Origin of the sequence: Spirosoma validum (assembly GCF_014699035.1) — a bacterium.
Classification (GTDB): domain Bacteria; phylum Bacteroidota; class Bacteroidia; order Cytophagales; family Spirosomataceae; genus Spirosoma; species Spirosoma validum.
This window is the reverse complement of the sequence record NZ_JACXAA010000001.1, coordinates 685,794-708,606: the sequence shown is the minus strand read 5'-3', so window position 1 is coordinate 708,606 and position 22,813 is coordinate 685,794. Positions and strand designations below refer to the sequence as shown.

At 46.7% G+C, this 22,813-nt stretch carries 22 protein-coding genes; 17 read left to right on the top strand and 5 right to left on the bottom strand.

The genetic code is table 11. The annotated features are described in order from the left end of the window. Window positions 1-35: 35 nt before the first annotated feature. From IC230_RS02805 to IC230_RS02795, 3 genes are all read left to right on the top strand, one after another. Window positions 36-932, top strand: coding sequence for a LysR family transcriptional regulator (locus IC230_RS02805; protein WP_191037434.1), 897 nt, complete (start codon window positions 36-38; stop codon window positions 930-932). Between the two features lie 68 nt (window positions 933-1,000). Then, on the top strand, window positions 1,001-2,551 hold the full coding sequence (locus IC230_RS02800; protein WP_191037433.1) for a M28 family peptidase: 1,551 nt from the start codon (window positions 1,001-1,003) through the stop codon (window positions 2,549-2,551). A gap of 126 nt (window positions 2,552-2,677) precedes the next feature. Then, window positions 2,678-2,911: a DUF4834 domain-containing protein gene (locus tag IC230_RS02795; protein WP_191037432.1), complete on the top strand. Its 234-nt coding sequence runs from the start codon at window positions 2,678-2,680 to the stop codon at window positions 2,909-2,911. Window positions 2,912-2,965: 54 nt separating this feature from the next. Here IC230_RS02795 and IC230_RS02790 read toward each other — a convergent pair whose 3' ends face one another. Further along, on the bottom strand, window positions 2,966-3,385 hold the full coding sequence (locus IC230_RS02790; RefSeq protein WP_223860199.1) for a YbjQ family protein: 420 nt from the start codon (window positions 3,383-3,385) through the stop codon (window positions 2,966-2,968). Then, entirely contained in the window at window positions 3,372-3,947 is a 576-nt protein-coding gene (gene purN, locus IC230_RS02785) for a phosphoribosylglycinamide formyltransferase (RefSeq protein WP_191037431.1), read from the bottom strand. The genes IC230_RS02790 and purN overlap by 14 nt, the downstream gene beginning before the upstream one ends. 136 nt (window positions 3,948-4,083) lie before the next feature. Between purN and IC230_RS02780 the strand changes: the two genes are divergently transcribed. From IC230_RS02780 to IC230_RS02735, 10 genes are all read left to right on the top strand, one after another. Then, entirely contained in the window at window positions 4,084-4,710 is a 627-nt protein-coding gene (locus IC230_RS02780; RefSeq protein ID WP_191037849.1) for an ATP-binding cassette domain-containing protein, read from the top strand. Window positions 4,711-4,802: 92 nt separating this feature from the next. Then, on the top strand, window positions 4,803-5,507 hold the full coding sequence (locus IC230_RS02775) for a peptidylprolyl isomerase (protein ID WP_191037430.1): 705 nt from the start codon (window positions 4,803-4,805) through the stop codon (window positions 5,505-5,507). Window positions 5,508-5,543: 36 nt separating this feature from the next. Beyond that, complete coding sequence (locus IC230_RS02770; RefSeq protein WP_191037429.1) at window positions 5,544-6,458, top strand: SDR family oxidoreductase; 915 nt, start codon at window positions 5,544-5,546, stop codon at window positions 6,456-6,458. Continuing rightward, entirely contained in the window at window positions 6,455-6,844 is a 390-nt protein-coding gene (locus IC230_RS02765) for a tautomerase family protein (RefSeq protein ID WP_191037428.1), read from the top strand. Before IC230_RS02770 ends, IC230_RS02765 begins: the two co-directional genes overlap by 4 nt. A 3-nt stretch (window positions 6,845-6,847) precedes the next feature. After that, on the top strand, window positions 6,848-7,126 hold the full coding sequence (locus tag IC230_RS02760) for a DUF167 domain-containing protein (protein ID WP_191037427.1): 279 nt from the start codon (window positions 6,848-6,850) through the stop codon (window positions 7,124-7,126). Window positions 7,127-7,339: 213 nt separating this feature from the next. Beyond that, window positions 7,340-7,894: an RNA polymerase sigma factor gene (locus IC230_RS02755; protein ID WP_191037426.1), complete on the top strand. Its 555-nt coding sequence runs from the start codon at window positions 7,340-7,342 to the stop codon at window positions 7,892-7,894. 22 nt (window positions 7,895-7,916) lie between these two features. Continuing rightward, window positions 7,917-8,936 carry a FecR family protein gene (locus tag IC230_RS02750; RefSeq protein WP_191037425.1) on the top strand — a complete coding sequence of 340 codons (1,020 nt, stop codon included), beginning with the start codon at window positions 7,917-7,919 and terminating at the stop codon, window positions 8,934-8,936. Window positions 8,937-9,086: 150 nt separating this feature from the next. Then, window positions 9,087-12,689 carry a TonB-dependent receptor gene (locus IC230_RS02745; RefSeq protein ID WP_223860197.1) on the top strand — a complete coding sequence of 1,201 codons (3,603 nt, stop codon included), beginning with the start codon at window positions 9,087-9,089 and terminating at the stop codon, window positions 12,687-12,689. 12 nt (window positions 12,690-12,701) lie between these two features. After that, the gene (locus IC230_RS02740) at window positions 12,702-14,489 is read left to right on the top strand and encodes a RagB/SusD family nutrient uptake outer membrane protein (protein ID WP_191037424.1); all 1,788 of its coding nucleotides are present in this window, start codon (window positions 12,702-12,704) and stop codon (window positions 14,487-14,489) included. A gap of 88 nt (window positions 14,490-14,577) precedes the next feature. Further along, window positions 14,578-15,420 carry an endonuclease/exonuclease/phosphatase family protein gene (locus IC230_RS02735; protein WP_191037423.1) on the top strand — a complete coding sequence of 281 codons (843 nt, stop codon included), beginning with the start codon at window positions 14,578-14,580 and terminating at the stop codon, window positions 15,418-15,420. Between the two features lie 94 nt (window positions 15,421-15,514). Here IC230_RS02735 and IC230_RS02730 read toward each other — a convergent pair whose 3' ends face one another. Continuing rightward, the gene (locus IC230_RS02730; RefSeq protein ID WP_191037422.1) at window positions 15,515-17,221 is read right to left on the bottom strand and encodes a peptidase dimerization domain-containing protein; all 1,707 of its coding nucleotides are present in this window, start codon (window positions 17,219-17,221) and stop codon (window positions 15,515-15,517) included. A 366-nt stretch (window positions 17,222-17,587) separates the two neighbouring features. Between IC230_RS02730 and IC230_RS02725 the strand changes: the two genes are divergently transcribed. From IC230_RS02725 to IC230_RS02715, 3 genes are all read left to right on the top strand, one after another. Then, complete coding sequence (locus IC230_RS02725; RefSeq protein ID WP_191037421.1) at window positions 17,588-19,231, top strand: glycosyltransferase family 39 protein; 1,644 nt, start codon at window positions 17,588-17,590, stop codon at window positions 19,229-19,231. 269 nt (window positions 19,232-19,500) lie between these two features. Beyond that, window positions 19,501-20,727, top strand: coding sequence for an NADP-dependent isocitrate dehydrogenase (locus tag IC230_RS02720; protein ID WP_191037420.1), 1,227 nt, complete (start codon window positions 19,501-19,503; stop codon window positions 20,725-20,727). An 84-nt stretch (window positions 20,728-20,811) separates the two neighbouring features. Then, window positions 20,812-21,219 carry a Dabb family protein gene (locus tag IC230_RS02715; protein WP_191037419.1) on the top strand — a complete coding sequence of 136 codons (408 nt, stop codon included), beginning with the start codon at window positions 20,812-20,814 and terminating at the stop codon, window positions 21,217-21,219. Between the two features lie 69 nt (window positions 21,220-21,288). On the opposite strand, the gene IC230_RS02710 is transcribed toward IC230_RS02715, so the two are convergent. Further along, the gene (locus IC230_RS02710; protein WP_191037418.1) at window positions 21,289-21,873 is read right to left on the bottom strand and encodes a YcxB family protein; all 585 of its coding nucleotides are present in this window, start codon (window positions 21,871-21,873) and stop codon (window positions 21,289-21,291) included. 146 nt (window positions 21,874-22,019) lie between these two features. Between IC230_RS02710 and IC230_RS02705 the strand changes: the two genes are divergently transcribed. Continuing rightward, window positions 22,020-22,532 carry a phosphoribosyltransferase family protein gene (locus tag IC230_RS02705; RefSeq protein ID WP_191037417.1) on the top strand — a complete coding sequence of 171 codons (513 nt, stop codon included), beginning with the start codon at window positions 22,020-22,022 and terminating at the stop codon, window positions 22,530-22,532. A 54-nt stretch (window positions 22,533-22,586) separates the two neighbouring features. On the opposite strand, the gene IC230_RS02700 is transcribed toward IC230_RS02705, so the two are convergent. After that, complete coding sequence (locus IC230_RS02700) at window positions 22,587-22,763, bottom strand: hypothetical protein (RefSeq protein WP_191037416.1); 177 nt, start codon at window positions 22,761-22,763, stop codon at window positions 22,587-22,589. Window positions 22,764-22,813: the final 50 nt, after the last annotated feature.

The following is a 22,813-nucleotide window of genomic DNA, read 5'->3' as shown; positions in this document are numbered from 1 at the left end:
ATGTTCTTACTTGCACCAAAGACGATTAAAAATTCATGCTCGACTTTCGCCTGAACGTATTCTACACGGTTGCCAAACGACTTAGCTTCACGAAAGCGGCCGCTGAGTTATACGTAACGCAACCGGCTGTAACGAAACACATTCAGGAACTCGAACACCAATTTGGTACGGCACTTTTTGACCGACGAGGTAATCAGATTAGTCTCACAACAGCGGGGAACGTATTGCTTCGACATGCCGAAACCATTATGGGAACGTATCGCCAGCTGGAGTTCGACATGAACGCGCTTAAAGGCGAATCGGGCGGTACGTTACGGGTAGGGGCGAGTACGACGATAGCTCAATACGTTATTCCGCCAGTGCTGGCCCGTTTTCATGAACAGTCGGCTGATGTGTCGATTTCGCTGCTAAGTGGCAATACTGAACAGATTGAACAACAACTGCTTAATAATGACGTCGATCTAGGTTTAGTGGAAGGCCGAACGCACCACAGCGATATTCGCTACACGCCTTTTTTAAAAGATGAATTGGTGTTGGTTTGTCGAACTGATCATCCGATGGCCGATCGCGATGAAATTACACTGGACGAATTACGGGCCGTACCTATTGTATTACGCGAACGGGGTTCCGGCTCACTGGAGGTCATTGAGCATGCGCTACGTGGTTTTGGGCTTCGGCTGACTGACCTGACCATCGAGATGCATCTAGGTAGTACAGAAGCTATAAAATCATACCTGAGTAGCTCACGTTGTATGGCGTTTGTATCGGTATTTGCGCTACAGCATGAGCTAAAGGCAGGGACACTAAAAATCCTGGACGTTCAGGAACTGGCTATTCATCGAGACTTTTATTCGATTCAATTACAGGGGGTTAGTGAGGGTTTAGCCGATACGTTCATGCGCTTTGCCCGGCAGCACTATAAGCGGGGTTGATTTGAGGGCTAGAGGCATAGGGTTTGGGGTTAAGCTTTTTCGTACTTTTGCTTATTAACCCAATCATCATGCAAACGTCTTCTATACTTGCCTTTCTGGCGGGTTCGTTCCTGATAACTACCTCGTTGCAGGCGCAGTCTCGAACCGTCAAGAGTACCTCAACCCGCACAGCAACAACCGTTACGACAGCTAAACTTCCTGAATTTTCAATTTCCCGTGCTGAAGTAGAATCTCACATTCGATTTATAGCCTCTGATGAGCTGGAAGGTCGTCGGACGGGCGAGAAAGGCAATTGGACGGCTGCCCGCTACATTGCTGAACAGTTTCGGTTGTTGGGCCTCAAACCGGCGGCTGGTCAGGATGATTATTTTCAACGGATAAATTTTGAAAAGGTAAAAGCGGCTACGTCGGCAACCCTGCTTCTGGGTAAAGATACCCTCCAGGCTGGCAAAGATCTGGTCATCATGGCAGGCGGACCCACGAACCTATCAGGTGAGGTTATGTATGTAGGTTACGGCCTGACCGACGGTGAAGATGGCTATAAAGGACGCGACGTAAAAGGACGTATCGTCGTAGCGCAGGGTGGGTCGCCCGAAGCGAAAGGACCGGGGGAGATTTTCCGGGCATCAAGGGATAAACGTAAACTGGCAACGGATAAAGGAGCGGCCGCTCTTATTGAGCTTTATAGCGAATCGATTCCCTGGGGATTTGTCAATCAGTACTTTAGCCGTGAACAGATTACGTTGCCTACTGATGCAAATCCTGGCAAACCTTTGACGCATTTATGGGTGAACAATGCAAATAATCAATACAAACAACTGAAAGAAGCTGCACAAACCATCACGCTACGTACGTCAGGTCGTCCACAAACAACGGTAGCGTCAGCCAATGTAGCCGGTATTATTGAAGGGACTGATCCGAAATTAAAAAATGAATACGTTGTGCTCTCTGCGCACTTCGATCACGTAGGTGTTGGGAAACAGGGAGGGGCTGCCTATCAACCGTCCGACAGTATTTTCAACGGGACACGTGACAATGCAATCGGCACGGTAGCGATTCTGGAAGCCGCCAAAGCGTTATCTCTGCAACGGCCTGGCCGGTCAGTATTGGTACTGGCTTTAACCGGCGAAGAAGTTGGTTTATTGGGAAGTAAATACTATTCCGATCATCCATTAGTCCCGTTGAAGCAAACGGTTTTTGATTTGAACACCGATGGAGCAGGCTATAGTGACACAACCATAATCTCGGTGATCGGTCTTGAACGTACCGGGGCTAAGGCCGAGATCGAAGCGGGTGCCAAAGCGTTTGGACTGGGTGTATTCGCTGAACCAGCGCCTGAACAGGGACTATTTGATCGGTCTGATAACGTGAGCTTTGCGGCTAAAGGCGTACCTGCGCCAGATTTTTCTCCCGGATTTAAATCGTTTGACCAGGAAATCGGTAAGTATTACCACCAGGCCATCGATAATCCGGAATCACTTAATTTTAACTACGTATTAAGGTTCTGTCAGGCGTATGCGCATACCGCCCGCCTGATCGCTAACCGCGCTACGCGGCCACAGTGGTCCGCAGGTGATAAGTATGAACCAGCCGCAAAAGCGTTGTATACGCAGGAGTAGAGTTTGTAAGAACCTACTTTTACTAATACAATATAATGACCGATTAACCCGAATACCATCCGTTCAACGGAACAGAAAACTAAACGACTTCCTTCGGCGTTTACTTACTAATAACGATACTCTGACATGCTGTTAAAATATCTTTTCATCATCACGCTGGTTATTTTGTTCGTACCCCCTGTACGTCGTTTTGTGTTTTATCTGCTGGTTGGTCGACAATTAGTGAAACAACAGAAGCAGCAGGCTGATATTCGCGGTAGTCGTCGTGAAGGAGAGATAAAGGTCGATGCTCGCCCAAACAATGGAAAAGATTCGCGTTATACGGGCGGAGAATACGTTGATTACGAAGAAGTTAAATAGAGTTATATACAAATAAATCGGCCTCCTAACGTAACGCTACGTTAGGAGGCCGATTTATTTAGCCGAATTCTCATACTCATGCTTATACTTAACCGCCAGCCCCGTCATTACGTAGCCATTATCGGTCATGGAAGTATAGTATGTATAACGAACGGCTACCAGTGCATCGGCTCCGAGTTTTTTAGCCTGTATTGTCAGGCGGGCTAGCATCAGTTCTTTCTGCTGCGCATCGTTTCCCCGGCTCAGCATCCGTCCGTTATCCCATTGGCGTCTCATTAATGGTACTTCGCCTTTTATTTCGAGGTCCTGCAACGGATCAAATGGGCGTTCGGGGCGCTGATTTTCGTAGAAAACATCGACCGGATAATTCGGCTTATTTTGCAGGTACGCCACTGGTCTGAAGCAACTCGTTACGCCCACAAAAACAACCAGCAGCGACAGAAATCTGGTAATTTGTTTTTTATAACTCATCATTCATCAACACTTCGTTTACTACTCTTGGATAATGTAGATGTTCAAGGATTTGTACGTTGTGTGCTACGTCCTCGGGCGTATCCGTTGGTGATACCGGACAATGGGCCTGGTAAATAATTTGCCCTTCGTCGTAATGCTCGTTTACGTAGTGAATCGTAATACCTGATTCAGTCTCACCAGCCGCTACAACAGCTTCGTGAACGAAATGGCCATACATGCCCTTACCGCCAAATTTAGGTAATAAAGCCGGATGGATATTAATGATTTTATGCGGGAAAGCTCGCACTAAATCGCTCGGCATCAGCCACATAAACCCGGCCAGAACAATCAGATCGATAGGCTGGCTGAGCAGAATTTGTGTAATCCGGTTTGTGTCGTAGAACGTTGTCCGATCGAAAAGCAGAACCGGAATGTGCAACCGGCGACCACGTTCGATGACCCCCGCTTTCGGATTATTCGATACAATCAGTGTAATGTCTACGGTAGCCTTATCGGCAAAATACTGGGCAATTTTCTCGGCGTTCGAGCCTGAACCCGAAGCAAAAATGGCGATACGTTTCAACAGATTAATGGCTAATGATTAATAGGTAGTGTTCAGTAATTGGATAATAGACAAGCCACTAACCGCGAATCACCGGCCACTAAACAGTCAAAATTACGAGCTTTTGCCTATTTTTGTGAGTACTCGCCCGAATCCAATGCTGGCAACCAAGCAACTCACATTCGAATACGGTCCCTCGAAGCGATTCTCGTTTCCCGATGTATACTGCGCTAATCGCGAAGCGCTCCTGATTTTAGGACGATCCGGTACGGGAAAAACGACATTTCTGCATCTACTGGCCCTACTACTCAATCCTAAAAGCGGTTCTGTTGTTATTGATCAGACTGAACTGACGAAACTTAGCGTGGCAGAAACAGCGGCTTTTCGTGCCAAACATGTTGGCATCGTGTACCAAAAGCCTCATTTCGTCAGTTCGCTGTCGGTACTGGATAACCTATTGATGGCGAATTATTTGGCCAACAAACCGCAGGATAAAAACCGCGCTCGTGAATTAGCTGACCAATTGGGCTTTGGCGATCATTTGGAAAAGAAAACCCACCAACTCAGTCAGGGTGAGCAACAGCGGGTTAGCATTGCCCGGGCCGTCATGAATCAGCCTGACATTATTCTGGCCGATGAACCTACCTCTAGCCTGGATGATGAAAATACGGGTCTGGTTGTGGAGCTTCTCCGAAATCAGTCGGAGCAAATCGGCGCCAGCCTGATCGTTGTTACGCACGATCAGCGGTTGAAAGATGCGTTTCAAAATCGAGTAGCCTTGTAGGTTTTGTCATGCTGACGAAGGAAGCATCTTCGATAATAGCAAGATTGGTCAATTATCGAAGATGCTTCCTTCGTCAGCATGACAAAAACAAGATGAATAAATTTTTACTGTTGATTTTGCTGACTCCAACCGTTTTGCTGGCGCAGAATCGGAAGAAAAAAGATTATCTGGTTACGCTCACAACCGCCTATGGGCCCATGAAGCTCGTGTTGTATGACCAGACACCGAAGCACAAGGAAAACTTCATTAAGCTTGTCAATCAGAAATTTTACGATAGTCTGCTGTTTCACCGGATCATTCAGAACTTTATGATTCAGGGGGGCGATCCTAACTCGCGTAAGGCTGAAGCTGAACAACCGTCGGGCAATGGCGATGTCGGTTACAAGATTCCGGCGGAGTTTGTGCCAACGCTTTTTCATAAGAAGGGGTCACTGGCAGCGGCTCGCGATAACAATCCGGAAAAAGCATCCAGCGGTTGTCAGTTCTACGTAGTGCAGGGGCGCGTATGGGATGATGCGGGCTTACAAAAGCAGATGGAACGTATTGAAAGCCTGAAAGGACGTATGCCCACCGATGAGCAAAAGCAGGTTTATAAAACGCTCGGTGGGACCCCTCATCTGGATGGAAACTATACCGTTTTCGGGGAAATAATCGATGGCATAGCCGTTGTTGATAGCGTTGCCAAACAACCCCATGACCCGCAGGATCGTCCGCTGAAAGATATTCGGATGACCATGACCGGCGAATGGCTGAAGAAAAAGAAAATTACAAAACAGTACGGATATAAATACCTGTAGAGATGTAACGTATTGCGTTTCTACAGAGCTGATGATATGAAAAAACGGATTCTCATTACCGGCGCGAACGGGTTGCTGGGACAGAAATTAGTAGATCTGCTGGCGCAGAAATCGGAGGTTGAACTGATCGCTACAGCGCGGGGCGATAATCGGCTGCCTTATTCGGATGGGTATACGTATCGTTCGATGGATATCACCGACCGGCAGCAAGTTCTCGACGTAATCGGCGAAGCGCGCCCGGACGTAGTTATCCACGGTGCCGCTATGACGGATGTGGATAAGTGCGAAACCCAGAAAGACGCCTGCTGGGATCAGAACGTGCATGCTGTTGAATACATCGTCGAAGCTTGTCGGTCAACCGACGCTTTCTTAGCACACGTCTCGACCGATTTTATTTTTGATGGCTCTGCCGGACCCTACGACGAAACTGCCGAAGCCAATCCGATTAGTTTCTATGGCTGGAGCAAGCAGGCCGGTGAATCGGTTGTCAAGCACTCAGGCTTACGCTGGGCGATTGCCCGCACGGTACTGGTGTATGGCATTGCCCATGACATGAGCCGTAGTAACATTATCCTGTGGGTTAAAAAATCACTGGAGGATGGCAAAAATATTAAAGTCGTAACGGATCAGTGGCGTAGCCCAACGCTGGCCGAAGATCTGGCGATGGGCTGCTATCTAATCGCGGATAAAGAAGCCGAAGGAATTTTTAATATCTCCGGCAAAGAGGTTCTGACCCCTTACGACATGGCCATTAAAACGGCTGATTACTTTGGGTTAGATAAATCGCTAATTGCGCAAGCTGACGCATCAACCTTCACGCAGGTAGCGCGTCGGCCTCCCCGTACGGGCTTCACGCTGGACAAATCCCGTATGGTGCTGGGCTACGATCCGCATTCGTTCGAGGAAGGGATAGCCGTTTTAGCGAGTCAACTGAAGCGCGAGGTTGTGTGAGTCAGGTAAAAATATATGGCGTTCGCGAACATCTGCTGCCCATTCGGAATCAGCTTTCGGACGTAATTCACGCCTGCGTGGTTGAAGCGCTTCAATTTCCGGAAAGCAAGCGAGCACACCGCTTTTTCTATCTGGAAAAGGACGATTTTTTCAGACCGGCTACCGCGTCGGAACGCTACGTTATTCTGGAGTTTCTGATGATGGAAGGACGTACCGTTGAGACGAAAAAGAAGCTGATTCATTTGCTTTACGAACGGATCAACGCACAAGTGGGCCTGGCAGTAGCGGATATTGAAATTTGTATTCTGGAAAGTCCGGCACATAACTGGGGATTTCGTGGAATGACGGGTGATGAGATTCAACTGAATTACAAAATCAATGTCTGAATCGTGACGCTGCACGTAAAAGTGAAACCCGGTAGTAAAGTTGATCAGTTATTTTACGACAGCACCGGACAATTGAACGTTAAGATTAAAGCCCCTGCGCAAGACGGAAAGGCTAATGCATATCTCGTCGAGTTTTTGGCCAAGCAGTTTAAAATAGCCAAATCGAACGTAACGATTATTGCAGGATTGACAAATCCGCACAAGCGAATTAACGTTGACGGGGATGAAAAATCCATCCAAGCTACGCTGGATCAAATAAGCCCCCTATCAAAAGTAAACTAAGAGCCTAGTACGTTCTAAACAAATGCCTGACAGTCGTCCCGATTGTCAGGCATTTGCTTTTGTAAGGCTGGCATAGTCATCCACTTAATTGACTTCTCAATTAGGAACAACTGTATTTATTTGGCTGGAATTGTATTTATCATATAATTTTAAAAATTATTTAGGGATTTCATAGACTAGATTGACTATACATAAATTACGGTGCTTAGCTCAATGAATGCAGAATATACCGATTCGGAATTGGTCTGTTTTCTCAAAGAAGGGAATCAAAAAGCCTTTGAAGCGATCTACAAGCGCTATTGGTATAAACTATTCGGCGTCGCCTATCAGGAAACCGGCAGTCGGGAGGATGCCGAAGAGTTAGTGCACGATTTATTTGAAAGCCTCTGGAATAAGCGCGATCAGGCTATTATTCGGCACTTAAGCTCCTATCTGGTCGTGTCGATCAAGCATCTGACCACGAATTATATAAAATCGAAGATCACGCATCGACGCTATCAGGAATACTTGATTCTACACGAACTGCACCAAACCGAATCGACGGACGAAACCGTGAATTTTTCGGATCTATCAAAAGCAGTTGACGAAGTAATGAAAAAACTGCCGGAGAAAACCTGCGAAATTTTCAAACTAAGCCGATTTGAGAATAAACCCGTGAAAGACATTGCTCGTCAGCTCAGTCTGTCGGAAAAAGCAGTGGAATACCACATTACTAAGTCGCTCAAAGCTTTACAGGGCCAACTCAGGGTCTATCATTCGGATAATTGATCCAGAGTAAACGCACGTCTACATGAACCAGTATGATTTCGACAAATTGGTGCAGAAATACCTTGCGGGAGAAGCCAGTCCGGAAGAAGAAAAACTAATGCACAGGTGGGCAGAAGCCAGACTGGAAGAAAGTAAGTTGCAGCTTAATACCGACGATAAGCAGGTCGTTGAAAAACGAATCTGGAAACGCATTCATAACGATACACTACGTCAACAGCCTTTTTTTGTACGGTATAGATGGAGTAGCATAAGCGTAGTAGCGGCATCGATTGTCGTTTGTATAACGGTGGCTGGCTTCTTCTGGAAGCAACCAGAACCTAACCAAATAACACAGGTTTCTGCTACTGAAAAATCGGATGTAGACAACACAATCAACATAAGAAACACCACAAATAAACCACAGGAAATCAGGCTTAAGGACGGGAGCCTGGTGATGCTCAACGCAAGAAGTAGTATTAGCTATCCGGCGCACTTTGGCGCTAAGACCCGCCAGGTTTATTTACAGGGAGAAGCTCTTTTCGACGTAAAGAAAGATGCCACCCGGCCTTTCATTGTCCATACGGGTAATTTAGTGACGCAAGTGCTGGGAACCAGCTTTACCGTAAAATCTTACGAAGAGGATAAGGCGATTGAAGTGTTGGTAACGCGGGGTCGGGTATCGGTCTATGAAAACTCGGAGAAGTCGGCCAACAGTCGAAACGGCGTCATTCTGATTCCTAATCAAAAGATTACGTTCGATAAAGCTTCCCAGAAGTTAACGCCGGCTCTTGTTGAAGCTCCTCGAATGATTCAGCCGCCAGAAGCCCGGTCGGCTTTTGTCTTCGATAAAACTCCTCTTACTAACGTATTTAACGTACTCAATAAGGCCTACGGAATTGACTTTCTGATCGAGAATCAGGTACTGAGCCACTGCGTTTTCACCGGGGATTTGACAGATTTACCCCTTTACGTTCAGCTGGATCTAGTCTGTAAATCGGTAAATGCTACGTATGAACGACGGGGCACTACGCTCTTTATCCATGGAGAAGGCTGCCCGGATTAACGAGGTAAAACCTTAACATACCGCCCTCAGAGTTAACGTAGCGGTAATGTGGACAAGCCTACTTTTGCGATGACATACTAAAGACAAAAACATGATCAACAGAGCCACAAGGCCTATTTTATTCAAATTTTTACCTAATCTTTTACAAATATGACAGAAAGTATACTCTCGAAAAAGCTTCTGTTCACGGCTATGAAATTACCGGTTTTGCAACTGCTGCTTTCCGTGTTTTTCTGTGGCTTAACATTAGCTCACGACGCCCATACGCAGGAGATTCTGAACAAGGAAGTGTCCCTGAAAATGGAATCCACCGAAGTATGGAAAATCCTGAACCGGCTTGAAAAACAGACAGATGTCAAGTTCGTCTACAGCGCCAATAGCATCCGGGCGGAGCAGAAAATGTCTGTGAACGTATCGAACGGAAAACTCTCGAAAGTGCTGGATGATTTGCTGACACCGCTTCGGATTTCGTATGAGGTAGTTGGCTCTCGCATTTTACTCCGTAAAAAAATAGTGGAAGCCACATCGTTTTCCTTACCGTCGATTAAGCCACTGGCGGTTCAGCAAACCGTAGCCAGCGCAGATCAGACGGTAACGGGTACGATAAGCGACGAAAAAGGCGAAGCGCTACCCGGCGTAAGCGTGGTGATCAAGGGGACGCAACGCGGTGCCACTACGGATGCCAAAGGCCAATATCGAATTGCCGTTCCGAACGGGTCCGCTACGTTGATTTTCTCGTTTGTTGGCTATCTGTCGCAGGAAATTCAGGTGGGTAATCAGAGTATTATTAGCGTAACACTCAAAACGGATTCCAAATCGCTGGAAGAAGTCGTTGTTGTAGGGTATGGTACGCAGAAGAAAGTGAACCTGACCGGAGCCGTTGATCAGGTAACCAGCGAAGTGATCGAAAACCGTTCATTACCCAACCTGACGCAGGGCCTTCAGGGCACAATCCCTAACCTTAATTTAACGATGGGGGATGGTAAACCCACTCAGTCACCTTCGTATAACATTCGGGGCACTACGTCCATCGGACAGGGTGGGAGCGCGCTGGTGCTGATTGATGGCGTAGAGGGCGACCCGAGCCGTCTGAATCCGAACGACGTGGCCACGGTGTCTGTGCTGAAAGATGCGGCTTCGGCAGCTATTTATGGGGCTCGCGGTGCTTTTGGCGTGGTGCTGATTACCACAAAAAGCCCAACGAAAGACCGTACCAGCATTACGTATTCGGTGAACCGGTCCATCAAAACACCGACTACGGTTCCCGACTACGTAACGAATGGGTATGTATTTGCCAAAAATTTTAACGAAGGCTGGAGTGCTTGGAACGATTACGCGCAAACGCCCCAGAATATTAACAAGACGGTACGTTTCTCCCCCGCTTATTTAACGGAGCTTGAACGACGTAACAACGACCCCAGCCTGCCCAAAACGGTTGTGGACCCGACTACAGGCGAGTATGTATATTACGAAAACACAGACTGGTATGGTGAACTCTACAAAAAGAACACGAGTGCTACGGAGCACAACCTATCGTTTTCGGGCAGCAGCGGAAAAGCCGATTTCTACGTAACGGGGCGCTACTATACGCAGGACGGCATTTTTAAATACAACTCAGACGATTACAAACTTTTGAGCTTACGGGCTAAAGGTTCGATCCAACTGTATTCATGGCTGAAGATTACGAACAACGCCGATTTCTCGTCGATGAAATACCACAATCCGCTCAACGTGGGTGAAGGTGGCAGCATCTGGCGGAATATTTCGGATGAAGGGCATACGGTGGCGCCGATGTTTAACCCCGATGGTACGTTGAGTTATTCGGCGGCTTATACGGTTGGTGATTTCTGGTACGGTAAGAATGGCATCAACATGGATCGGCGGGTATTCCGGAATACCGTTGATTTTGCGACGAAGTTCTTTGACGACAAATTTCGGATAAACGGGAACTTCACGTTTCAGAATACCGATAACAACGAGTACCGGACGCGCGTACCGGTTCCTTATAGCCGCAAACCGGGGGTTATTGAGTACGTTGGTACGAACTACAACGACCTTCAGAACATCTACCGGGAAACGCTCTACACCGCTACAAACTTGTATGCTGAATACGAACCCCGGTTCAGTCCGAATCACTACGTTAAAGTGCTGGCTGGGTATAACTACGAACAGTCGAATTTTCGGCGGCTTGAAGTCGTCAGAAACGGGCTGATTTATGAAAACGCGCAGGATCTTAGTCTGGCGTTAGGCCAATCGATCAACACCAGTGGCGGGATGGAAACCTGGGCCATTCTGGGCGGGTTTTATCGACTGAACTATTCCTTTAAAGACCGTTATCTGCTTGAACTGAATGGGCGTTACGATGGCTCATCGAAATTCCCAACGGATCAACGCTACGCATTCTTTCCGTCCGTATCGGGCGGCTGGCGCGTATCGAATGAGCCGTTCTGGAAAGTATCGCCAAAGGCCATTACGGACTTGAAAATCAGAGCGTCGTATGGATCATTGGGGAACGGTAGCATTGGTTCGTATGCTTTCCAGGAACAGTTCAGTATTTCACAATCGGGTCGGGTGCTGAATGGTGTGAAGCCACAACGGACCGGCCAACCTACCGTTATTCCGGATGGGTTGACCTGGGAAACCTCCACTACGTCTGATCTGGGTGTTGACCTGGGTATGCTGAATAACCGCCTGACGTTCACGGGTGATGCCTACATTCGGAAAACAACGGGTATGTTCACCGTCGGGATGACGTTGCCCGCCGTTTTCGGAACCGACGTACCGAAAGGCAACTACGCTGATTTGACCACGAAAGGCTGGGAAGCCGTGCTGACCTGGCGGGATAAATTCTCCGTTGCCAGCAAGCCGTTTAATTACGAAGTTCGGCTAACGATGGCTGATTATCAGGCTACTATCGACAAGTTCAATAACCCGAATCAGCGCTTGACGGACTATTACGCTGGTCAGAAAATGGGTGAAATCTGGGGGTATGAAACGGCGGGTTATTTTACGTCGGATGAAGACGTGAAGACGTCACCCAAACAAAGTTTGTTTAAAGCCTCTAACACAGGTCAGTGGCTACCAGGTGATATTAAGTTCCGGGATCTTAATGGCGATGGCGTCATTAACAACGGCGATAACACAGTGAGTAGCCCCGGCGACCGGCGGGTTATTGGCAACTCTACGCCACGTTATACCTACGGAATCATGCTGGGCGCTGACTGGAATAATTTCTTCTTCTCGGCTTTCTTCCAGGGCGTGGGCCAACAGGATTGGTGGCCGGGTACGGAAGCGGGTATTTTCTGGGGGCAGTACAATCGTCCTTACAACAAACTGCCTACCTGGCAATTAGACAACATCTGGTCGCCTACGAATCCGGACGCTTATCTACCCCGTTATCGTGGCTACGTAGCGCAGAACAGTGCGGGTGAGTTAGCGCAGGCACAGACAAAATACCTTCAGAATGCGGCCTACCTGCGCATGAAAAACATTCAACTGGGCTACAATTTACCCCAGACATTGATTCAGAAAGTAGGCATGAACAGCGCCCGCGTGTTCATATCGGGCGAAAACCTCTTGTCCTGGTCACCGCTCTACAAAATCACTCGTGATCTGGACATCGAAAATATCGGTCGGTCCGACGTTGTTCTGAATCCACCGAGCGGCAGTGATCCAAACAATAATAACAGTGGAAACGGGAATAACTATCCGATTCTGAAGAGCTTCACGATGGGAATATCCGCTACGTTTTAATCTAAGACAATCATGAATATACGATATAGCTGGCTTCTCCTGATCACCCTATTGGCCGTTGGGTGTAATGAATTAGAGCAGGTTCCCCAATCGACAGCCTCGAAGGATGCCGTATTTGGCAGTACCGGTGGTTTGGAATTATACGTCAACTCGTTCTACGAAGGAACGAACACGGGCGTTTTGCCGAGTGGTAACGACATTATCCGAAGCGATGAAATGGCCGATTTTGCGGCCCGGACCCAAGTGCCTGACTTTTTGCGGGACGGCGCTTACGGACCTCGTCAAAGTACTGGATGGGACTGGCGACCGCTCCGGAATATCAACTATTTCATTGCCAACAATACGAACCCTGCTATTCCAGCAGAAACTCGTCGGCACTATACCGGGCTGGCCCGTTTTTTCAGAGCGTGGTTCTATTTCGACAAAGTGAAGCGGTTCGGCGATGTTCCCTGGATTAATACGCCCCAGGCTATTGATGATCCGACGTTGTATAATGGTCGCGATCCACGGGCGATGGTGATGGATTCGGTATTGGCCGATCTGGATTATGCTACCCAGAACATCCGAACCACCAGTGATAATACGCGTAGTTTGATCACGAAATACGTAGCCTACGGGTTTAAATCGAGAGTTTGCCTGTTTGAAGGCACGTTTCGCAAATACCGGAAAAGTTATAACCTGGGCAGCACCGCCGATAAGTGGCTGACCGAAGCGGTCAATGCAGCGGATAAGGTCATGAAAGAAGGCGGGTTTAGCCTGAACGAAACGGGTGGCACCGACAAATCGTATCGGCAGTTATTCATCAACACAACTCCCGTAACGAATGAAATCATGCTGTCGGCGGTCTCGGACGCTACGTTGAGTGTTTATAATGATGCCAACTGGTGGTGGACCAGTGCTACTTATGGCGCGCGGGTAAGTCTGATCAGAACCTTCGTCAATACGTACCTGAACATCGACGGAACGCCCTTCACGGATAAAGCCGGTTACCAGACCATGACGTTTATGGATGAGGTGAAGAACCGAGACAAACGCCTGCAACAGACCATTCGTCTGGGTAACTATACCCGTACAAATGCGGGCGCGACCGAACCTGCACCGCCGGTTTTTTCCTATACCTATACGGGCTATATGCCCATCAAATGGTCGCTGGACGATACGTATTATGACGGTGGTACACGTAACATCAACTCGATTTCGACCATGCGATACGCTGAAATCCTACTGAACTACGCCGAAGCGAAGACGGAACTCGGTACGCTCACGAATGACGATTGGGCTAAAACCGTGGGTGCGTTGCGGAAACGGGCTGGGATTACGGGGGGATTATCGGTTAAGCCAGCCGTAGCGGACGCGTATCTGAAAGCGAATTACTTCCCCGATATTTCAGACCCGGTTCTGCTGGAAGTTCGTCGGGAGCGGGGTATCGAGCTAGCGCTGGAAGGTTTTCGTTTCCCCGATATTATTCGCTGGAATCGCGGACCGCTGATGGAGCAGGTATGGAATGGTTTTTACGTACCGGCTTTAGACAAGCCACTTGATCTGAATGAAGATGGGAAGAACGATGTCGTTTTCTACAAAGTGAAACCAGCTACGCAACTGGCAGGTGTTACGTATATCAACGTAGCGGAAACGGTAAACGGTGTTGCTAATCCCCAGCGATTGAAAAATGATACGTCCGGCGAATTGACCTGGCTAAGTAACATTCCGAGGAAGTGGGATGAAAAATTCTATCTCTACCCAATTCCGGAGAATGATCGGCTTCTGAATCCAAAAATTGGCCAGAATCCGGGTTGGTAGAAATGAATTAGTTTGTGGTTTACTAGTCGAGGCTACTGCCAAATCTCGGCTACTAAACCGCAAACACTAACTTTTTAACTCCATTGACATGCGCGTATCCATTCTTCTTTTACTGGGCAGTATGTTGTTGACTCAGTATGTATTTGCTCAAAAAAACGAACCTATTACGGTCGCTACGTATAACCTTCGCTATAAAAACAAAAACGACGGCCCTAACGCCTGGGAGAATCGGAAAGAGAATGTAAAAGCGCTGGTTCGGTTTCACGAATTCGATATCTTCGGAACCCAGGAAGCCCTGCGCGAACAATTAAATGACGTAGCTGAATTAAAGGATTTTACCTTCATCGGTGTCGGCCGCGACGACGGGAAAGAAGCGGGCGAACACTCAGCAATTTTTTACAAAAAAGATCGGTTTAAAGTACTTCAATCAGGTAATTTCTGGTTAAGCGAAACGCCTGATAAACCTGGTAAAGGTTGGGACGCGACCTGCTGTAACCGCATCTGTTCGTGGGGGAAATTTAACGATCTGAAAACGAAAAAAGACTTTTACTTTTTCAGCGTTCACTTCGACCACCAGGGTGTAGAAGCTCGTCGGCAATCGGGTAAATTAATGGTGGCGAAAATCAAAGAAATTGCGAAGAACGATCCGGTTATCCTCGTCGGCGATTTCAACTCAACTCCAGAAACCGAACAGATTCAGGCTATTCAAACCCTGCTAAGCGACGCGCATAACGTAACGGCGACACCACCCTACGGCCCTGAAGGTACCTTCAACAGTTTTAAATTTGACGCGCCGATGGACAAACGTATCGACTACATCTTCGTCAGCAAGCAGTTCGATGTGTTGAAATACGGCGTTCTGACGGATGCTAAAGAACAGAAATACCCTTCTGATCATCAGCCGGTGATGGTGAAGGTAATCATGAAATAATCGATATAAGGAAATGCATTAGGGGTAGCAGAGGTGGTGTCAGGTTCGAAAACCTGACACCACCTCTGCTACCCCTAATGCATTTCTCTACACACTATTCTGACCGAGAAGAAGAAACCTTCGCAGCTGTAGATTTCTCTTTGTCAAGTTGCTTCTTCACTGCCTCCCGTTGATCATCACGCACGGTTGGGTATTTGATACCTAACTGCTCTAAGTAGTTTTTGTATTTCGCCGGATCGTAGTAGAATTTCTCTAGCTTCGGCTTAAACTCGGCCATGATCTTCTTGTTTAGATAAATGGCAGGCTGCTCTTTTGGCGAAATCAGCGGTTCGTACTTGATGTCTTTCGTTTGTTCGTCCTTGTAATATGCCCAGGCATCTTTGATGAGTTCTGGTTTCAGCAGTAAGTCCAGTAACGTCATCGCTTCAGCTTTAGCCCCATATACAACGCCTTTGTGCGCAATAGGTGTGGCCATTGAAATGGCATTGGCCCAATGGTGACCCGGCAAACCAGGAATGTTGCTGGGGTAACGTAGCACAATGGTTGGCAACGACCACGAAATATCCGCAATGTCGTCGGAACCACCGCCCATGGGCGTCATAGCCTGGCCTCCCATCATCACGACCGGCGCCGATGAGGTAGGCATTCCCATCGAATCCAGCTTCACCGCTAAGCCTTCAACTTTAGGCGCTTGCAATTCAATCTGCGAGGCTCTGGCCAGCAACTGATCTTCTTCCGACCAGGTTGGTAAGCCAACCTTTTTGATATTGTCATACGCAGCAGCCGCCATCACCTTGTTCGTATGGACTGGCCAGGCCGATCCCAGAATTTCATAGGTGAATTTTGTATCGGTCATCAATGCCGCTCCCTCCGCAATTTTCACGCCCGTCTCAAAAAGCTTTTTGATTTTCGGATACGTCCTCTCTCGGAAGTAATACCAGACGGCTGCTTTCGAAGGGACTACGTTCGGTTGATCACCCCCGTCCGATATGACGTAATGCGAACGTTGCGTAAGTTCAAGATGCTCACGACGGAAGTTCCAGCCAATGTTCATCAATTCGACAGCATCGAGCGCACTACGTCCCCGCCAGGGAGCACCCGCTGCGTGCGCGGCCTGTCCTTCAAAGTTGAATTTTACGGAAACAAGCCCATTGTTACCGTTATCGCCCCAGGAGACAGCCAGGTTGTTGCCGACGTGGGTAAAGATACAGGCGTCGACATTTTTGAAATAACCGTCACGAACGTAGAATGCTTTCGTACCAACGAGTTCTTCGGCCACGCCTGGCCAGAGCATTAGCGTACCCGGGATTTTCTCGCGCTCCATCAATTTCTTTACCGCTAATACAGCTACGATGTTAAGTGCCTGACCGGAGTTGTGACCCTCCCCGTGGCCGGGAGCACCTTCTACAATGGGATCTTTATAAGCTACACCCGGTTTCTGGCTGGCTTTCGGAATACAGTCGATATCGGAGCCAATGGCAATCAAAGGCTTACCTGATCCCCAGGTAGCGATCCAGGCCGTCGGAATACCCGCTACGCCCTTTTGCACGTTGAACCCTTCTTTCTCCAAAAGGGTCGTTAGGTATTTAAATGATTCTTCTTCCTGAAAACCCAATTCCGAAAAACTGAACAGCATGTCGTTGATCTGTTGGGCCATAACCGTATTGGCTTCCACGGCGGCAACGGCCTCCTGCTTTAATTTTTCCAGACGAGAATCGGGCTTGACTGCTTTTTTTGCCTGCCCAAATAGTATGGCAGGCAAAAAAAGTAGACTGAATAATAGATTAATATAGTTTTTCATACGTAATGCCAAATTTTATAGGGTATGATTGGGTATGACTTCATAAAAATACGTAATTTATTCTTATTGATAGAATTGTTCAATCAAGCATTCATAACAGTTAAATGAACTTTTAAAAGAACTTCTCTCCCGCTTGTGATAAATAATTTTCCACTAACCAATAAATTATATTTAACTATGTGGCCAATTAGTATAAATTCAATTATTTATATTTATATACCAAAAAATGAATTTGTAAACATTATAATCAGGAATTTGTAATATTTGCTTTCCCGCCTGACTTAAACAAATATTATGTTAAAAGCTTTTTCCTATTCGCTAATTAAACAGAATCATTTGCTGTTTATTTCGCTGCTATGGGTACTAATGATACTAGTAATCAATCCTTACGGCGAATTTCCATTTAATGACGACTGGCTTTATGCGCAGTCAGTGAAAGCCTTAGTGGAAACAGGAAAATTCTACATGGCTCCCTTAACATCTGTTAACCTATTTGTTCAGATAGGTTGGGGAGCGCTCTTCTGTTTGCCATGTGGTTTTTCATTCACTGCCTTGCGCGTATCGACATTAGTAGCTGGAGCATTTGGTCTATGGGGTACGTATCGGTTAATTAATACCTCGACAAATAACCAACAAACCGCCTTTATTGGAACACTTCTAACAATGGTGAATCCGATTTACTTGGGTTTATCTGCTTCGTTTATGACTGATGTGCCTTTTTACGCATTGATGGTCTGGTCGTTGTCTTATCTGGTAGCTGGGCTTAAGCAGGATGTGACTCGGTTTATACTGATTGGCCTTGGGCTGGCTGTTATTGCTCTTCTAATTCGCCAGTTGGGTATAGCTATTTTTATGGGATTTGGCCTTGCTTATCTGGTCCGTAAAGGCATTCATAGGCGGAGTATTCTTGTCGCAGGCATTAGTGTGGGGAGCGGATTGTGTGTTCAAATCGCTTATCAGAAGTGGATGAAATACATGATGACCGATATGGTCATGTACAATGCACAGGCAGGCAATTTGTTCCACTTAAGCTATTACAGGATGCAGCTACTTAGTAGCTTTATTAACAATATGTTTGTTTGTCTGATGTACGTGGGGTTGTTTATGTTTCCCTATTTCTTGCTACTACTGACCAGGCAAAGTAAAGCTACCTTCATACAGGATCGCTGGCTTTGGTTACTAATTGTGGGTATCGTAATCGCACTGTGGCAGGTTTCATTTCATGGGATGAATATGCCAATCTGGTTTAATGTCCTGAATGCATTTGGTATTGGCCCTATCTTATTGAAGGATCTTTATTATCGGATATACAGTTTGCCTTTTCCCACTCTTCTCCACATAATCACGATGCTCATGACGGGTATGAGCTTACTGGGTAGTGCTTATATTCTGTATCATCTGGTCAGGCTAGTTCCTTTTTTATTAGGTAGGTCGATAAGCTTATCCCAACGGGCAATAGTCATACTGTTGTCTTCATTCCTGGTCATTTATTTCTTTCCAATAGGCATGCAGGTGTTGTTTGATCGCTATTTATTACCGATTCCTGTTTTGTTGTTAATCCTGATTCACTGGCTTCAGCCGGTTCCTGAGCAGAAACCGCTGGAGCATACCTTACCACTGCCGCTTTATTTATCAGTGGGTTTAGGGATAGGCTATTTAATCTTTAGCGTCTGCGCCACCCACGATTATCTGGCTTGGAACCGTGTTCGCTGGGAATCACTGAATAATCTAATGAAGCAGGGCGTTAAACCGGCCAAAATAGATGGTGGTCACGAGTTTAACGGGTGGTATCTATACAGCAGTTCATATAAATCTTCGCCCACAAAAAGCTGGTGGTGGGTACATGACGATACGTATGTAGTAGGGGCTAGTCTAATGCCTGGATATGCACTTTATCAAAAACACGATGTCGATACGTGGTTGCCATGGGGAATTCAGCAGATCATTATCAACAAGAAGAGCCAGTCAGGAGACGTAACGCAGCTCACGAATCCATATTCAACGAATTGAATTATCCTGTAGATCGATCATAGTTAACGCGACCTGGACCGGTAGTCTTAGGGCATGTATTTTCTTCAATTTGCCGTAGGCAAAAGTGTGCTTCTGCGAGTAAGGGGTAAACCACCTAACTACGTACCTTTTAACGTATCAGGCAAGCCTGACAAACGTAGCAGATTGAAGACGCTACACCCATGTTTGGGCGATATTCACTACTTTTGCGCCGGGCCGCCCGGTGGCCAAGTTTTTGTATCGTTCTCAATCGTTTATAACCAAGTCCAATGGAAAAAATTAAGGTAGCGAATCCGGTTGTCGAACTGGATGGCGACGAAATGACCCGTATCATCTGGAAGTTCATTAAAGACAAGCTGATTCTGCCCTACGTTGACGTTGATATTAAATATTACGACCTCGGCATCGAATACCGCGATGAAACCAACGACCAGGTAACGATTGACGCGGCCAATGCCATCAAAGAATACGGTGTCGGTATCAAATGCGCCACCATTACGCCCGACGAAGATCGCGTTAAGGAGTTTAATCTAAAGCAAATGTGGAAGTCGCCCAACGGCACGATCCGCAATATTTTGGATGGTACGGTATTCCGTGAGCCGATTGTGATGAGCAACGTACCGCGTTTGGTTACCAACTGGACAGCGCCAATCATTGTTGGTCGTCACGCGTTTGGTGATCAATACCGGGCTACCGATTTTCTGGTACCGGGTGCTGGTAAACTGACCATGAAGTTCGAAGGCGAAGACGGTACGGTACAGGAATACGAAGTGTTCAACTTCAAAAGCTCGGGCGTAGCCATGGGCATGTATAATGTCGATGAGTCTATCCGTGGTTTTGCGATGGCGTGCTTCAACATGGCGCTGCAAAAAGGCTGGCCATTGTATCTATCGACTAAAAACACGATCCTGAAAAAATACGACGGTCGGTTTAAAGATATTTTCCAGGAGATTTACGAAGGGCAGTTCAAAGCAAAAGGTGTACACTATGAGCACCGGCTTATCGATGACATGGTTGCATCGGCTTTGAAATGGAACGGCAACTTCGTGTGGGCCTGCAAAAACTACGATGGCGACGTACAGTCGGATACGGTAGCCCAAGGCTTTGGTTCGCTTGGACTGATGACGTCGGTACTGGTTACGCCCGACGGTAGTACGATGGAAGCTGAAGCTGCCCATGGTACCGTAACGCGTCACTATCGCGAGTACCAGAAGGGAAATAAAACATCTACCAACCCAATTGCCTCTATCTACGCCTGGACGCGCGGTCTGGCATTCCGGGGTAAACTGGATGGTAACAATGAACTGATCGACTTCTGCAACGCACTGGAACAAGTATGCGTTGAAACTGTAGAAAGTGGTAAGATGACCAAAGATCTGGCTCTGTCGGCGTATCCGAATGATACAAATCTAGTAGCAGGCGAACATTATCTGAATACAGAGGATTTCCTCGAAGCGCTGGACACGAACCTGAAAACGAAGCTTCAGGCTGCCTAACGAGACTTAATCCTAGTTTTCAAGTGCCATTCTATAGTAGGGTGGCACTTTTATTTTCTTTACCAGATAAACGTCTCCTGATTTATGAAACATATTCTTACGATCGTGGCGCTGGCACTTTTGTCAGTCACGTCCTATGCGTATCAGCCTACCAACGAACCCCCAGTAAAAAAAATGAAAGCGAACGTAGTACAGCACATTGTGCTTTTCAAATTCAAACCTGAAACGACACCAGAGAAACTAAAGGAAATTCTGGCAGCTTTTGAGGCCTTACCTTCGAAAATCAAAGAAATAAAAGGCTTTCAGTGGGGTACGAACAATAGTCCCGAAAACCACGCGCATGGTTTAACGCATGCTTTTATTCTGACATTTGATTCCGAGAAAGATCGCGATGCGTATCTGCCGCATCCAGCGCACAAAGAATTTGGCGGAATTGTTGGCCCCTGGCTGGCTGACGTAACGGTCGTTGATTTCACGAATCAAGGAAAGTGAAAGCAAATGATGCATTCCTGTAAAAATAAAGGCTATATCCTGATGATGTAGCCTTTATTTTTATACTAACTATTTCACTGTCTCAGCCGGAACGCTACCGGGTAATAGCCCTTTCCGCTTCAGAAGAGCATCCGTGAAGCGCAGATCATTTTCGCTGGTAAAAATGTTGAAAGGCAGATAAAGAAACTGTGCTTTTGACAACCCCTTGGTTACGGTTTTGGCGATCCAGCTGGCCTTTACGTTGGCCATAGCTTCAGCATTATCCAGAAACAGGATATAAGCCTCCTTATCTTTGACAACGTTGTTAATCTGGCTCCATTTCAAGATACCACCTTCTTTGGCGCTAACCCGCATCAGGATCTGGCGGCTATCAATCTCATAGACATATTTTTGAAATAACGCCTTGCTCTGCTCCATCTGTGCAATGCCGGTAATCTGGACGGCCCAAAACAGTACGTATAAGATGGTTAATAAGACGATGACGATATAAATCCAGTAATTCGGATAAACTTTCGTCAGGTTCAGCACTACGTTCAGAATAATAAGTGCTAACGGCACAAACGCCCATTGCCAGTTATCTTTCACCCACTGCCTCAAGGCGATATTAATGTACGTTTTTTGGTCTAACGCGTATTTTTTGGTCTTGACAATCATAGTTACCTCTAATGAACAGACAAAGATACGGCGATTTAGAATCTCTGTTATAGGATATTGAATCAGAGCGTCCCTGGAGATAGGATATATTTCGTTGACGAACGGCTTTTTCTCATCTTTACAGCCTAATTAGTTTTTATCGTTGCATGAACACGGCTCCGTCGACGCTTATCCTGAACGCTGAACAGATTCACCAGAAAATCAGACGAATCGCTTTTCAGATCTACGAAAATAATTTTGAGGAAAATTCCTTATTACTGGCAGGCATCTCGGGTGAGGGCTACGTGCTGGCACAGGCGCTGGCCCGTGAATTGAAAACTATTGCGCCTTTTTCGATCAATTTGCTTCAACTTAATTTCGACAAAGCCCAGACCACGCAACCGACCATCCAATCGGATCTTCCGACAACGGATTATAGCAATACCGTAGTTATTGTTGTAGACGACGTGCTGTATACAGGTCGGACACTGGCTTTTAGTCTGCAACCCTTTCTAAATCTATCCGTTCGTAAATTACAGGTCGCGGTACTGATTGATCGAAATCATCCCCGATATCCCGTAGCAGCCGATTACAAAGGATATGAACTGAGTACTACGTTGACAGAACACGTAGATGTAATCCTCAGTGATGAGAAGCAGACAGGCGTTTATCTAAGGTAAGCCGTCAGTCAATGGCTACTAAAACTAGTGCTTGAGCCTAATAACTAACGGCATTTATGCTTTCGTACTACGTATCAGACTAATACCGGTAAAGAAGAAAATACCACCGAGAATCAGATACACAAAGGACGCCTGAGCAACGCCACCTTTGGTAAAATCAATTCCGCCGTAGATTAAGCCGACTAACCCGACCAGTGTGAGAATAATGCCGAATAAGCTTTTGACATTCATTAGTTCGTTAAGTTAATTATCGTGAATGATAGACTATTGGATAGATAACT

What these genes read in the sequence shown, in the direction of transcription:
- IC230_RS02790 (WP_223860199.1), bottom strand. Translation starts at nt 3,385, where the DNA reads ATGATGAGTTATAAAAAACAAATTACCAGATTTCTGTCGCTGCTGGTT.
- IC230_RS02745 (WP_223860197.1), top strand. Translation starts at nt 9,087, where the DNA reads ATGACAGAAAGTATACTCTCGAAAAAGCTTCTGTTCACGGCTATGAAA.
- IC230_RS02800 (WP_191037433.1), top strand. Translation starts at nt 1,001, where the DNA reads ATGCAAACGTCTTCTATACTTGCCTTTCTGGCGGGTTCGTTCCTGATA.
- IC230_RS02700 (WP_191037416.1), bottom strand. Translation starts at nt 22,763, where the DNA reads ATGAATGTCAAAAGCTTATTCGGCATTATTCTCACACTGGTCGGGTTA.
- IC230_RS02725 (WP_191037421.1), top strand. Translation starts at nt 17,588, where the DNA reads ATGATACTAGTAATCAATCCTTACGGCGAATTTCCATTTAATGACGAC.
- IC230_RS02735 (WP_191037423.1), top strand. Translation starts at nt 14,578, where the DNA reads ATGCGCGTATCCATTCTTCTTTTACTGGGCAGTATGTTGTTGACTCAG.
- IC230_RS02805 (WP_191037434.1), top strand. Translation starts at nt 36, where the DNA reads ATGCTCGACTTTCGCCTGAACGTATTCTACACGGTTGCCAAACGACTT.
- IC230_RS02770 (WP_191037429.1), top strand. Translation starts at nt 5,544, where the DNA reads ATGAAAAAACGGATTCTCATTACCGGCGCGAACGGGTTGCTGGGACAG.
- IC230_RS02750 (WP_191037425.1), top strand. Translation starts at nt 7,917, where the DNA reads ATGAACCAGTATGATTTCGACAAATTGGTGCAGAAATACCTTGCGGGA.
- IC230_RS02705 (WP_191037417.1), top strand. Translation starts at nt 22,020, where the DNA reads ATGAACACGGCTCCGTCGACGCTTATCCTGAACGCTGAACAGATTCAC.
- IC230_RS02730 (WP_191037422.1), bottom strand. Translation starts at nt 17,221, where the DNA reads ATGAAAAACTATATTAATCTATTATTCAGTCTACTTTTTTTGCCTGCC.
- IC230_RS02780 (WP_191037849.1), top strand. Translation starts at nt 4,084, where the DNA reads ATGCTGGCAACCAAGCAACTCACATTCGAATACGGTCCCTCGAAGCGA.
- IC230_RS02755 (WP_191037426.1), top strand. Translation starts at nt 7,340, where the DNA reads ATGAATGCAGAATATACCGATTCGGAATTGGTCTGTTTTCTCAAAGAA.
- IC230_RS02720 (WP_191037420.1), top strand. Translation starts at nt 19,501, where the DNA reads ATGGAAAAAATTAAGGTAGCGAATCCGGTTGTCGAACTGGATGGCGAC.
- IC230_RS02710 (WP_191037418.1), bottom strand. Translation starts at nt 21,873, where the DNA reads ATGATTGTCAAGACCAAAAAATACGCGTTAGACCAAAAAACGTACATT.
- IC230_RS02740 (WP_191037424.1), top strand. Translation starts at nt 12,702, where the DNA reads ATGAATATACGATATAGCTGGCTTCTCCTGATCACCCTATTGGCCGTT.
- IC230_RS02795 (WP_191037432.1), top strand. Translation starts at nt 2,678, where the DNA reads ATGCTGTTAAAATATCTTTTCATCATCACGCTGGTTATTTTGTTCGTA.
- IC230_RS02775 (WP_191037430.1), top strand. Translation starts at nt 4,803, where the DNA reads ATGAATAAATTTTTACTGTTGATTTTGCTGACTCCAACCGTTTTGCTG.
- IC230_RS02715 (WP_191037419.1), top strand. Translation starts at nt 20,812, where the DNA reads ATGAAACATATTCTTACGATCGTGGCGCTGGCACTTTTGTCAGTCACG.